The following is a 12,790-nucleotide window of genomic DNA, read 5'->3' as shown; positions in this document are numbered from 1 at the left end:
GGCGCCTGGGCCCCATAAACGCACGATTGTTTTGTGGGCCATGCCAGGGATCCTGAAGGGCGAAAGTCCCGCTAGCGACCCCAGCTTCTACACGGAGTAGAATTCCTTTGAAATGACACTCATGTTCCTGGTGGGCACAGTGGTCTGTGCCCTCTCCACGCTGATCTGCTGGGTGATGACCGCGGTCCGGAATCACCCGGCCGACTCATCTATCATCAGCATCGCCGCGATCGAGCTGTATCTGATCGTCTACGGGGTCTACGCTGGTATCCGGCAGGGGATGGGTGCTTCGATCAGCGGTGAGGCCTGGGAATTCTGGGGCTATATCCTCACCGCGCTGCTGCTGCCGGTGGGCGTGTTCGTCTGGGCAATGGTGGACAAGACCCGCTGGACCAATTTGGTGATGAGCTTTGTGGGTCTGGTGGTGTTCGTGATGGTGTATCGCATGGAGGAGATCTGGTGGGGAAGCGCACTGTGAGCCGAGCAGAGAACGACGACGCCCGATTGAGCCGAACGAAGAGCGGGGGGTCACTGGCGTCAGGCCACAGCGCAGATTCCGAAGAATCTGCGCGGACCACGTCAGGGACTGGCGCCGGCTTCTCGGCTGCCGCACCGGGGACCGCCCAAACGACCCCGCGCAACCGGGGGCTGGGGATGCTGATCATCACAGCCTATGGGATCTTCGCGGTCAGCGCCTTCGCCCGGGCCTTCTACCAGATCATGCCCTTCCCGCAGGCGGAGAAGGTCCAGTTTGCTGACGCACCGTTGGCGCTGAGCCTTTCAGCCTTCGCTGCGGCGGTCTATATCCTGGCCACACTGGCACTGGCCCGCACCTCCGCTGCGGCCTGGAAGGTGGCGCTGGTTGCCGTGCTGATCGAGATGGCCGGAGTGATCGGCGTGGGCACCTGGACTTTGCTGCAGCCTGAGCTGTTCGAGGTGGCCACAGTCTGGGGCTTCTTCGGCCGCGACTATGGCTATATCCCGCTCGTACTGCCGTTCATCGGGCTGTTCTGGCTGTTCCGCCATCGCCTCAACAGAAGCTAAACCCACTCACAGGGGAGCTGCGCTCCCTCCCTATGGCTGAGGCTATCAGCGGGATAGGAGATGCCGGTTCTCCAGACCGTAGGATATACACCGTGCAGATTTTCCACGGCCTCGATGATGTCCCCGCTGACCTGGGGCTGACCGTCCTGACCATCGGCAACTTCGACGGCGTGCACCAGGGTCACCAGCATCTGCTCAATGAGCTGGTGAATGTGGCCGGCAGATACGACGCCGCGCCCCTGGCCATCACCTTCGACCCGCACCCGGCGCTGGTGCACCGACCCGAGTCCGCACCCGAGCTGCTCACCGGTACCCAGGAGAAGCTGCGCCGGCTTCAATCCTGCGGGCTGGCCGCCGCGCTGGTGCTGGACTATACCGAGGAGGTCTACCTGCTCAGCGCTGAACGGTTCGTGCAGCAGTACCTGTTGCCGCTGACGCCGGCGGCCGTGGTGGTTGGTGCCGATGTGCGCTTCGGCCGTGGCAATGAGGGTGATTTCGGCACCATGGTTCAGCTGGGAGAACGCTTCGGTTTTGAGGTGATAGAGGTCGAAGACTTCCCGGTGGACGACCTCCAGGCTCCGGATCCGGCTGCCCGCTGCTCCTCCACGGCGATTCGGCGGGCCCTCACCGAAGGGCACGTCGCAGCAGCGGCCCAGATGCTCGGCAGACCGCACACTGTGGCCGGCGAAGTGGTCCACGGTGAGGCCAGGGGCCGTGAACTCGGGTTTCCCACCGCCAACCTCGCCCAGGACGCCGAAGGCATGGTCCCCGCTGACGGTGTCTATGCAGGGTGGGTCACCGACCGTCAGGCACACCGATGGCCAGCTGCGATCTCAGTCGGCACCAACCCCACCTTTGACGGTGTCCAGCGCGTGGTCGAGGCTCATGTTCTTGACCGGCCGGATGAGCCTGTGGAGGAGTTCGACCTCTACGGCCAGCACCTACGGGTCGAATTTGTAGACCGCCTGCGCGGCATGGTTGCCTATGAGGGTGTGGAGAAGCTCGTGACCCAAATGCATCAGGACGTCCGTGAGGCCCGTCAGGTGCTGCTCGGTGCTCCTGCCGGCCTCCAGCGGCCACTGCCCTGAGCTGATGGCCGCATGAGTCAGCCGAACAGGCCCAAGCGTCGCTCAGACGCTCAGCCGCAGATTGTCAGTGATCAGCGCCGGCAGCAGCTGGGAACTTCTTTCGCCGAGCAATCGGCAGACCAAGCTCTGGAGTACGACGCCGTCCGCCCCCGCTACCCCGATCAGGCTGTCCTTGACATCCTCGCTCTCGCAGACAGGTCTTATAGGGTTGGCGGCACTGATGTGGAGGGGGCCCCTGAGACTGGTGCTGCTGGCGTTGAGTCTGGTGGCCCGCTGGGAGGAGCGCGCCTGACAACTGTTGTGGATCTGGGCGCGGGCACCGGGATTCTGACTCGCCAGCTGCTTGACTGCGGAGCCCGCGTGATCGCCGTGGAGCCCAGTCCTCCGATGCTCGACGCCCTTCTGAACACATCCGAAGAGATGCTCGGGCCGCGGAGCGCTGGAGGAACCCGAAAGGCTCGCACCGGAGCACGCAGCCGCGCCCAGGCAACAGTGGAAGCCCGGTGTGCCCCGGCAGAGCAGACCGGGCTTCCCGATGGCTGTGCGGATATCGTTGTCGCCGCCCAGTCCTGGCACTGGTTCGACCCGGAAGCAACCCAGTCGGAGGCGGCCAGGCTGCTGGACGGCACCGGAGCGCTCGCATTGATCTGGAACTACCTCGATACGGCGGACCCTACTGTGCACCGGCTGACCCGGATTATGCGTGCCGGTGATGTCTACCGCCCAGACTGGCAGCCCACTCTGGATCCAGCGCTCTACTCCCCCGTGCAGAGTGCCGAATACCGCTGGAAACGCATACTGACTGTCACGGAGCTCTTCCGCTATGCGACCACGCTGAGCTCCTGGCTCTCGGCCGGCACCGGCGAGCGGGCTGCACGTCGAGCCAACCTCGCCGACTATCTCCACGGCGAGCTCGGCCTGGCGGAAGATGACGCCGTGGAGCTTCCGCAGATCACAGCTCTCCACACCGCGTGGGTGCGTCCAGGCTGATCACTTCGGCAGCGGATACTTATCGATGATGGGGTTGAGCAGTTCCGCAGCTCGCTGTCCGGTGATCACCTCTGAGGCGTCGACTTCGGTCACCACTTTCGAAGCGGAGTCTTCGTAAACATGCTCGCCGATCATACGCCCGGTCTCATCGTAGGGCCAGAAGAATGCCAACGTCCGTCGCACCAGAAACCAGCGATCACTGTGTGGTGAGTCCGTTGAGGCCTGTCCTACGTTGCCGAACACGTTGTCGCCCAGCATCGCGGCGGGGACGAACTGACTGAACTCGGCCTCTCCGGCGAAGCCAAAGTCTCCTACGGCCATGTTCTGTTTGCCGGTCCACATCACCAGCATGTCGATCTCCGCCAGGGATCGGTAGAAGTCCTGCACCGCCTTCATGCCATCGAGGATCACCGCCTCGCCGCTCTCGAAAATCCGGTAATGGGGGTGCTCGACGGTCATCTCGGGGGCCAGCAGTTCCTCGTAGCGTCCGGCAACCTCCAGGAGGCCATGCCGGCGGTAGTTGATCAAGATCTTCCGGTGCAGCGGATTCTCCGTCTGATCAATCAGCTGGTCGACGTCGTCCATCATGTTGATGAACTCCCGTTCGTAAGTGGTCTGGGGTTGAGTGGAGTCATGGGTGGGTACAGCGGTGGTCATGGTGGTGCTCCTTGGGTGAGCGTGCCTCCCGGCTGGGCGGGAGGGGTGTTGAGCTGAACAATCGTGCATTGGGCGATGCCGGCTGGTGTTCTGTAGGTTCCGGCCACCCACTGATAATGTGACATGGAACACTTAGGATGTATATTGACAAAATCGTGGCCGCATTTAGTCCTTGCTTAATGCGTACTTCTGCCCGAGAGGTAGCTGTGACTGCTGAACTCAATCTCTCTCAGGTGCGCGCACTGGAAGTGCTTCTCGAAGAGGGTCATTTTGGCCGCGCCGCTCAACGCCTCCACGTCACCCCTTCTGCCATGACCCAGTCGATCAACCGACTGGAGAGGGACCTTGGAGTCCGGCTGGTGAACCGGACGCGCCACCCCGTGGTCGCCACACCGGCTGGGCAGCGTTTCATGCACCAGGCAGTGCGTGCTCTGGAAGCCTCCCGGGCTGCGGTGGAGGCCGCTCGCGGCGTTGGCGCCGGGTTGCTGACCATCGGTTTCATCGATGGCTACTCGCAGGCCGAAAGCCGACTGCTCGACCGCTTCCACAGCGAGAACCCCGATGTCCGGGCTGAGTACCGTCAATTGCATTGGGAAGACCAGGTGGCTGCTCTGGTTGACGGTGCTGTGGATGTCTCCTTCGCTCGCCCACCGCATTCGGGAGTTGATACTCGCCTGCTGGACACTCGCGTGGTGACGGTTGAGCCGCGTGTAGCGGTTCTGGCTCAGCATTCGGCCCTGGCGCAGCGGGAGTCCTTGACCTTGGATGAGATCGACGAGCTTGAGGTGGTGACTTCCGCAACCGCCCCGGCTGAGTGGACGCGCTGGTGGGTCATCGATCCGCGTCCTTCCGGGCAGGCGGTGCGTTACGGTCCAGCAGTATCAACAATCCACGAAGCGGTTGCCAGTGTGCGCACCGCTGCGGATTCAGGCTCGGGGCATGTGCTCATCACCGGCGAGTCGGTCGGACAGCGGGCCAGCAACGCCGGTGTGGTGTTCGTCCCCCTGGTGGACGCAGAGCCCTGCCGGATCGAGCTGTGCACTCGTCGTAGTGACCATCGCCCGGCAGTGCAGATGCTCAGGGCGCTCGCCGATGCCGCGTGCTCAGCTCGCGCCAAGACTGGCCGTTCCGTTCAGCGTGGCGCCGAGCCGGGCGTTGGGGTAAAGTAGACGGGTTGCCATGCTGCAGTCCGCGGTGGCTGGCACGTGTTTTTTGAACGCGGCACAACATCTAGGAGCATTTCCATGGCTTTGGATCCCGCTGTCAAGCAGCAGATCATCGAAGAGTACGCCACCCATGAGGGCGACACCGGTTCCCCCGAGGTGCAGATTGCGGTGCTGTCCCGCCGGATCAGCGACCTGACTGAGCACCTCAAGGAGCACAAGCAGGATCACCACACCCGCCGTGGTTTGATGATCCTGGTGGGTCGGCGCCGTCGTCTTCTCAAGTACCTGGAGCGCAAGGACATCGAGCGTTTCCGTGAGCTGAAGAAGCGCCTCGGCATTCGCTGAGGCCCATCGCCCTTTAGGCGTGAAGGCCGCGGCAACGCGGCCGATAGGCGTGCGCGACCTGTGCGCACCGACAGGACCAGCACTGGCGCGTGTGCAGTCAGGCACGCCATAAGCGCCACAAATGGGGCGGCCCCTTAGGGGACGTCCCATTTGTGTGTCACACTAGTAGCAGCTGACACAGCCAGGGGCCGACCGATCAGCAAGGTCAGGTCCTCGGTAGTGGCTTACGGGAGTGCGTGAAGACCTCCGCGCCCGTGGGCTTCGATCGAAGACCGCCTCGCATTCGTTTCCAGGTTCGTGGGCTGTGTTGCGCTGTGCAATGCAAGTCACACTATGAAAGGAAACCCCTCCCCATGCAGGGACCTGAGGTTCACTACGCCGAAGCCGTGATCGACAACGGCAAGTACGGCACATCCACCATCCGATTCGAGACCGGCCGGCTGGCAAAGCAGGCCGCCGGGTCAGCACTGATCACCCTGGACGAGGAGACCACTATCCTCTCGGCCACCACCGTGGGCAAGTCCCCGCGGGAGGGCTTCGACTTCTTCCCGCTGACCGTGGACGTGGAGGAGCGGATGTACGCCGCCGGCCGCATCCCCGGCAGCTTCTTTCGCCGCGAGGGCCGCCCCACCACCGATGCGATCCTGGCCTGCCGGCTGATTGACCGCCCGCTGCGCCCTGCCTTCAAGAAGGGCATCCGCAACGAGGTTCAGGTGGTGGAGACCATCCTGTCCATCAACCCGGACGACCTCTACGACGTGGTGGCCATCAACGGTGCCTCCATGTCCACCCAGCTCTCCGGGCTGCCTTTCTCCGGACCCATCGGCGGTGTGCGCGTGGCGCTGATCGACGACGGCGGCTCCGCCCAGTGGGTGGCCTTCCCCAAGCACTCCCAGCTGCAGACCGCAGTGTTCGACATGGTGGTGGCCGGCCGGATCGTCGGCGACGACATCGCGGTGATGATGGTCGAGGCTGAGGCTACCGACGACTCCTGGAAGTTCATCAAGGACCAGGGCAAGACCGCCCCCACTGAGGAGATAGTGGCTGAGGGTCTGGAGGCCGCCAAGCCATTCATCAAGGTGCTCTGCCAGGCCCAGGCCGACCTGGCCGCACGCGCGGCCAAGGAGCCTATCGAAGTACCGATCTTCACTGACTACGAAGACGACGTCTTCCAGGCGGTGAAGGCAAAGGCCGAGGAGAAGCTGGCCAACATCTACCAAATCGCCGATAAGCAGCAGCGTGAGTCCGCTGACTCTGAGCTGAAGGCCCAGCTGGTCGAGGAACTCGCCGGTGAGGGTAAGGAGTTCGAAGGCCGCGAGTCCGAGATCGGCAAAGCGCTGAGCTCAGTGACCAAGCAGGTCATCCGCCAGCGGATCCTGCGCGACCAGGTTCGCATCGACGGCCGCGGCCTGGCTGATATCCGCCAGCTGACCGCAGAGGTCGAGGTGTTGCCCCGGGTGCACGGCTCGGCAATCTTCGAGCGCGGTGAGACCCAGATCATGGGTGTCACCACACTGAACATGCTGAAGATGGAGCAGACCATCGACAGCCTCTCCCCGGAGACCACCAAGCGGTACATGCACAACTACAACTTCCCGCCCTACTCCACCGGTGAGACCGGTCGGGTGGGTTCGCCCAAGCGCCGCGAGATCGGCCACGGCGCACTGGCCGAGCGGGCGCTGGTGCCCGTGCTGCCCAGCCGCGAGGAGTTCCCCTACGCCATCCGGCAGGTCTCCGAGGCACTGGGCTCCAACGGGTCCACCTCCATGGGCTCGGTCTGCGCCTCCAGCTTGAGCCTGCTCAACGCCGGTGTGCCGCTGCGCGCCCCGGTGGCAGGCATCGCCATGGGTCTGGTCTCCGACGAGGTGGACGGCGAGACCCGCTATGCCGCCCTGACTGACATCCTGGGCGCTGAGGACGCTTTCGGCGATATGGACTTCAAGGTCGCCGGAACCTCTGAGTTCGTCACCGCCATCCAACTGGACACCAAGCTGGACGGTATCCCGGCCTCCGTGCTGTCTGCAGCGCTGAAGCAGGCTCGTGAGGCCCGGCTGCACATCCTGGGCGTGCTCAACGCGGCCATCGACACCCCTGACGAGATGGCCGCTACCGCACCGCGGATCATTTCGGTGTCCATCCCTGTGGACAAGATCGGCGAGGTCATCGGTCCCAAGGGCAAGATGATCAACCAGATCCAGGAGGACACCGGAGCTGACATCTCCATCGAGGACGACGGCACTGTACTGATCGGCGCCACCGACGGTGAGTCCGCCGAGGCTGCTCGGGCCGCGATCAACGCGATCGCCAACCCGCAGGTTCCTGAGGTGGGTGAGCGCTACCTGGGCACTGTGGTGAAGCTGACCAGCTTCGGAGCCTTCATCAGCCTGACCCCCGGCAAGGACGGCCTGCTGCACATCTCCGAGCTGCGCAAGCTCAACGAGGGTAAGCGGGTCAACGACGTCGAAGACGTGCTCGGCGTGGGCCAGAAGCTGCAGGTGGAGATCAACAAGATCGACGACCGCGGCAAGCTGTCCCTGGTGCCGGTGGTGGACGAGGATGCTGATAGCGGCAACGACAAGCAGAGCGTCAATCAGGTCAACGAGCCCGTGGACGTGTGATCATTTCCACTGTATGAGGAGCTTCAGCTCCTACTTTGGGCGTGATGGCCGGTGTAAGCCGGCCGAGAGGCCAGCGCGACAGGCGCGCCGCTGGAACGAGCAGTGCCGAGGCCGGATCCTGTCATAGGGTCCGGCCTCCAGGCGTATTTGTGGGATGATGGTGACAATTGAATATAGGCCACGTCCCTGGTGCGGGAGAGTCCGGCAGAGCCCCCAAGGCAGCCGGCGCCGAAGGAGCAAGGAGACCCCTCCGAATCTCTCAGGCCAGGTCACACTGATGGACCGCAGCAGGGTGGCGACTCTGGAAAGCAGAGGCAGGGCAGACCTCCTCTCACCCAAGGTGCAAACCGGAAGAGACTTCCGGTGAATCTCTCAGGTCAGCTACAGAGTAAGGGGCACTGACCATTCAGCATCCCTGCCCGTAAGGTGGACCTATGACTCTCTCTGGAACCTCCAGCGCCGCTGCTGCAGACTATTATTCTATTCCCGGCGGCTTCTCTGCCCGGCATATGGGCCCCACCGCGGAGACCTCCCAGACCATGCTCGAGGCGCTGGGATATGACTCCCTGGAGGCCCTGGTGGAGGCCGCGGTACCGGCTGGTATCCGTCAGTCCGAGCCGCTGAACCTTCCCTCCGCACTGAGCGAGTCCGAGACCATGGAGGCGCTGCGCCGCTACGCGGACCAGAATCAGGTCAAGACCCAGATGATCGGCCAGGGTTTCTACGGCACCCACACCCCCAGTGTGATCCTGCGCAATGTGCTGGAGAACCCGGCCTGGTACACCGCCTACACCCCCTACCAGCCCGAGATCAGCCAGGGTCGGCTGGAAGCTCTGCTGAACTTCCAGACCATGGTGGCTGATCTCACCGGCTTAGGTCTGGCCAACGCCTCCCTGCTCGACGAGGCCTCCGCGGTGGCCGAAGCGATCCTGCTGATGCGCCGAGCCAATAAGAAACTCACTGATGCCCCAGTGGTGGTGGACGCCGATATCTTCCCGCAGACCCGCGCAGTGATCACCGGCCGGGCTGAGGCGGTGGGTATCGAGCTGCAGTTCGTGGATCTGGCTGCAGCCGGACTCCCCGAGGGCGAGATCTGTGGTGTGGTCCTTCAGCAGCCGGGCAATTCCGGTGCAGTCGTAGACCACCGGGAGCTCATCGCCGAAGCCAAAGAACGCGGAGCACTGGTGGCTGTGGCCGCCGATCTGCTCGCCCTGACCCTGATCACCCCACCCGGGGAGCAGGGCGCGGATATCGCAGTGGGCAGTTCCCAGCGTTTCGGCGTACCACTGTTCTTCGGTGGCCCGCATGCCGCATTCATGGCTGTGCGCTCCGGGCTCCAGCGCCAGCTACCCGGCCGCCTGGTGGGAGTCTCCAAAGACGCTGAGGGCCGCCCCAGCTACCGCCTGGCCCTGCAGACCCGCGAACAGCACATCCGCCGTGAGAAGGCCACCTCCAATATCTGCACCGCCCAGGCTCTGCTGGCCGTGGTCGCCTCCATGTACGGGGTCTACCACGGCCCTGAGGGCCTGGCCCGGATCGCCCGCCGGGTGCACACCCAGGCCCGCGCCCTGGCTGAAGTGCTCCGCGGCGCCGGGCACCAGTTGGTGGCCACCTCCTTCTTCGACACCGTGCAGGTGACCATGTCGGATGCCGAGGCCGCTGAGATCGTGCTGGCCAAGGCAGAGGGCGCCGGGATCAACCTGCGTCGGGTGGCCCCGGACACCATCGGGGTCAGCACCGATGAGACCACCACCACCCGCGAGATGTATCTGCTGGCCTACGCCTTCGGCCTGGTGGAGAAGCCCAGCGGTGCCGAAGAGCTCTACGACGGCGTGGAGTTCGAGGGCGACTATGCCTTCGCCGATGAGCTGGTGCGTGAGTCCGAATACATGACCCACCCGGTGTTCCACTCCATCCGCTCTGAGACCCAGATGATGCGCTACCTGCGCAAGCTCGCCGACCGCGACCTGGCCCTGGACCGCACCATGATCCCACTGGGCTCCTGCACCATGAAGCTCAACGCCGCCACCGAGATGGAAGCCATCTCATGGCCCGAGTTCGCCGGCATCCACCCATACGCCCCGGAGCATCAGACCGCCGGATGGCGGAACCTGATCGTCGACCTGGAGACCAGATTGGCTGAGGTCACCGGTTACGCAGGGGTCTCCATCCAGCCCAACGCCGGATCCCAGGGGGAGTACGCAGGGCTGCTGGCCATCCGCCAGTACCACCTGGCCAATGACGACGCCGCTCGGGACATCTGCCTGATCCCCGCCTCGGCCCACGGCACCAACGCCTCTTCCGCGGTGCTGGCCGGACTGCAGGTAGCCGTGGTGGCCACCGCAGCGGACGGCACCATCGATCTGGACGATCTGGATGCCAAGATCGAGACTCACCCCGACCGGATCGCCGCGATCATGATCACCTACCCCTCCACCCACGGGGTCTACGAAGCCGATGTCCGCGAGGTCTGCAAGAAGATCCATGACGCCGGGGGCCAAGTCTACATCGACGGCGCTAACCTCAACGCCCTGGTGGGTCTGGCCCAGCCCGGCGAGTTCGGCGGCGATGTCAGCCACCTGAACCTGCATAAGACCTTCTGCATTCCGCACGGCGGCGGCGGTCCCGGCGTCGGGCCGGTAGCAGCGGCCGAGCACCTGGTGCCGTTCCTGCCTGGAAGTCCGGCCGCGGCGTCGCTTCGCTGGCGCTCCTCAAGCGCCTCGGGAGACTCGGCGCAAGCTGCGGTCTCCGCTCGACTCAATCGGGCGTCGTCGTCTGACACGCCTGCCTCGGTGACCTCCACCGCGTACGGATCGGCCGGGGTACTGCCGATCAGCTGGGCCTACCTGGCCATGATGGGCACCGAGGGACTGACCAGCGCCACTGCCCACGCCCTGCTGAGCGCCAACTACATCGCCCACCGGCTGCGCGACTACTACCCCACCCTCTACACGGGGGAATCTGGGCTGGTGGCACATGAGTGCATCCTGGACCTGCGCGAGCTGACCAAGGCCAGCGGCATCACCGCCGAGGATGTGTGCAAGCGGCTGATCGACTACGGCTTCCACGCCCCCACTCTGGCCTTCCCGGTGGCCGGAACCCTGATGGTGGAGCCGACTGAGTCTGAGGACCTGGCGGAGATCGAGCGGTTCATCGAGGCGATGATCGCCGTCCACGCTGAGATCCAGCAGGTGATCGACGGAGAGTGCGACGCCGCCGACTCCCCTCTGAAGCACGCTCCGCACCCAGCTGCGGTGTTGGTTGCCGATGACTGGGATCGGGCTTACACCCGTCAGCAGGCCGCCTTCCCAGCGCCAGGTCTGCACGGGGCCGGGTTCGGGCCGGATAAGTACTTCCCGCCGGTGAGCCGGATCGACGGCGCCCACGGCGACCGCAATCTGGTGTGCTCATGTCCTCCTCCTGAAGCATTTGAGATCGACTGACCCCGGAATCGTTCGAGATCGACTGACCCTGACCCACCCATTACTCCCGATCACCCCCCTCCATCACCCCACCGCCCCACCAAAACTGCCGAGTGCATGATCTGTGCAGTAATTCGTGCCCCTCAGAGACAGAAAAGCTGCACAGATCACGCACTCGAGGCAAGGAGTCACGATGACTGAGCTGAAAGAGACCGCACTGGCCGCAGAGCATCAGGCGCTGGGCGCCAGCTTCACCGATTTCGGCGGCTGGCGGATGCCGCTGAAGTACACTTCAGAACTTGAGGAGCATAAGGCGGTGCGCAGCGCTGCCGGGATCTTCGACCTCTCCCATATGGGTGAGGTGCGGGTGATCGGTCCCGATGCCGCCACCTTCCTGAATACCGCACTGGTGGGCAATCTGGCGAAGATCGCTCCGGGCAAGGCCAAGTACTCGCTGATTGTCAACACTGCTGGTGGCATCCTGGATGACCTGATCTCCTACCGGATCGGTGAGCAGGAGTACCTGGTGATTCCCAATGCCGCCAACCGGGAAACCGTGGCTGCAGAACTCACCGAGCGTGCCTCCGGGTTTGATGTTGAGGTCTGGGATGAGTCTGAGGGCATCAGCCTGATCGCCGTCCAAGGCCCCACCAGTGAGGCGATCATTTCCTCGGTGGTGCGTGCTGATGAGATCGAACTGGTGGAGAGGCTCAGCTACTACGCGCACACCACGGTGACCATCGGCGGCCAGGAGATCCTGCTGGCCCGCACCGGCTACACCGGCGAGGACGGCTTCGAGCTCTACCTGCCCCATGACAAGGCCGGCGCGCTCTGGCGAGCCCTGCTGGAGGGCGGGACCGAATTCGGCATCACCCCCTGCGGTCTGGCCAGCCGCGACTCGCTGCGCCTAGAGGCTGGCATGCCACTCTACGGCAACGAGCTCACCGTGGACCGCAAGCCTCAAGAGGCCGGGCTGCCGGTGGTGGCCTTCTCCAAGAAGGAGGACTTCGTGGGCCGGGCGGCCCTGGAGCAGGTCAAGACTGAGGGGCTGGGCAAGACCACTGGCCAGCGCCTGGTCGGTCTGACTGCTGCCGGCAAGCGCGCTGCCCGACCGGGCCACGAAATCCAAACTCCCGACGGTACTCCGATCGGCACGGTGACCTCCGGTGCGCCCAGCCCGACTCTCGGCCACGCCATCGCCCTGGGCTATGTGGACGTGGCCCACGCTGAGCCCGGCACTCAGCTTCAGGTGGATGTCCGCGGCAGGCCCATCCCCTTCGAAGTCGTTAAGCCGCCTTTCTATTTGCGTGGGCAGTGATGGTTCATGAGCGCCATCAGTCTCTTTGATCTTTTTAGTGTGGGGGTGGGTCCTTCGTCTTCGCATACGGTGGGGCCGATGCGGGCTGCCCGCCGGTTTGTGGTGGAGCATCTGGTCACGGAGTCTTTTATGACCGGGGGCC

The 12,790-nt window shown here is 64.2% G+C and carries 11 protein-coding genes and 1 riboswitch; of the genes, 10 read left to right on the top strand and 1 reads right to left on the bottom strand.

Annotated elements, in window-relative coordinates:
- Positions 1-112: 112 nt before the first annotated feature.
- The 4 genes from F0311_RS03870 (at position 113) to F0311_RS03855 (ending at position 3,122) form a co-directional block, all read left to right on the top strand.
- Positions 113-478, top strand: coding sequence for a hypothetical protein (locus tag F0311_RS03870; protein WP_150460646.1), 366 nt, complete (start codon positions 113-115; stop codon positions 476-478).
- Complete coding sequence (locus tag F0311_RS03865) at positions 460-1,044, top strand: hypothetical protein (protein ID WP_223881122.1); 585 nt, start codon at positions 460-462, stop codon at positions 1,042-1,044. The genes F0311_RS03870 and F0311_RS03865 overlap by 19 nt, the downstream gene beginning before the upstream one ends.
- A 92-nt stretch (positions 1,045-1,136) precedes the next feature.
- On the top strand, positions 1,137-2,132 hold the full coding sequence (locus F0311_RS03860) for a bifunctional riboflavin kinase/FAD synthetase (RefSeq protein WP_223881121.1): 996 nt from the start codon (positions 1,137-1,139) through the stop codon (positions 2,130-2,132).
- Between the two features lie 12 nt (positions 2,133-2,144).
- Entirely contained in the window at positions 2,145-3,122 is a 978-nt protein-coding gene (locus F0311_RS03855) for a class I SAM-dependent methyltransferase (RefSeq protein ID WP_150460644.1), read from the top strand.
- On the opposite strand, the gene F0311_RS03850 is transcribed toward F0311_RS03855, so the two are convergent.
- Entirely contained in the window at positions 3,123-3,779 is a 657-nt protein-coding gene (locus tag F0311_RS03850; RefSeq protein ID WP_150460643.1) for a hypothetical protein, read from the bottom strand.
- 179 nt (positions 3,780-3,958) lie between these two features.
- Here F0311_RS03850 and F0311_RS03845 point away from each other — a divergent pair, with 179 nt between their 5' ends.
- From F0311_RS03845 to F0311_RS03820, 6 genes are all read left to right on the top strand, one after another.
- Positions 3,959-4,948 (top strand): LysR family transcriptional regulator, encoded by a 990-nt coding sequence (locus tag F0311_RS03845; RefSeq protein WP_191089720.1) that lies wholly within the window; start codon positions 3,959-3,961, stop codon positions 4,946-4,948.
- A gap of 75 nt (positions 4,949-5,023) precedes the next feature.
- Positions 5,024-5,290: a 30S ribosomal protein S15 gene (gene rpsO / locus F0311_RS03840; protein ID WP_150460641.1), complete on the top strand. Its 267-nt coding sequence runs from the start codon at positions 5,024-5,026 to the stop codon at positions 5,288-5,290.
- 353 nt (positions 5,291-5,643) lie between these two features.
- Positions 5,644-7,908 carry a polyribonucleotide nucleotidyltransferase gene (locus F0311_RS03835; RefSeq protein WP_150460640.1) on the top strand — a complete coding sequence of 755 codons (2,265 nt, stop codon included), beginning with the start codon at positions 5,644-5,646 and terminating at the stop codon, positions 7,906-7,908.
- A gap of 182 nt (positions 7,909-8,090) precedes the next feature.
- A riboswitch (glycine riboswitch) is annotated at positions 8,091-8,203 on the top strand.
- A 139-nt stretch (positions 8,204-8,342) separates the two neighbouring features.
- Positions 8,343-11,351 (top strand): aminomethyl-transferring glycine dehydrogenase, encoded by a 3,009-nt coding sequence (gcvP, locus tag F0311_RS03830; protein WP_150460639.1) that lies wholly within the window; start codon positions 8,343-8,345, stop codon positions 11,349-11,351.
- 172 nt (positions 11,352-11,523) lie between these two features.
- Positions 11,524-12,648 carry a glycine cleavage system aminomethyltransferase GcvT gene (gcvT, locus tag F0311_RS03825; protein WP_150460638.1) on the top strand — a complete coding sequence of 375 codons (1,125 nt, stop codon included), beginning with the start codon at positions 11,524-11,526 and terminating at the stop codon, positions 12,646-12,648.
- 6 nt (positions 12,649-12,654) lie between these two features.
- A partial coding sequence (locus F0311_RS03820) for a serine dehydratase beta chain (protein ID WP_150460637.1) occupies positions 12,655-12,790 on the top strand: 136 nt, incomplete at its 3' end.

Source organism: Nesterenkonia ebinurensis (genome assembly GCF_008711175.1).
GTDB lineage: Bacteria > Actinomycetota > Actinomycetes > Actinomycetales > Micrococcaceae > Nesterenkonia > Nesterenkonia ebinurensis.
Note: the sequence above shows the minus strand (reverse complement) of the source record. Positions and strands in the feature narration are given on the sequence as shown.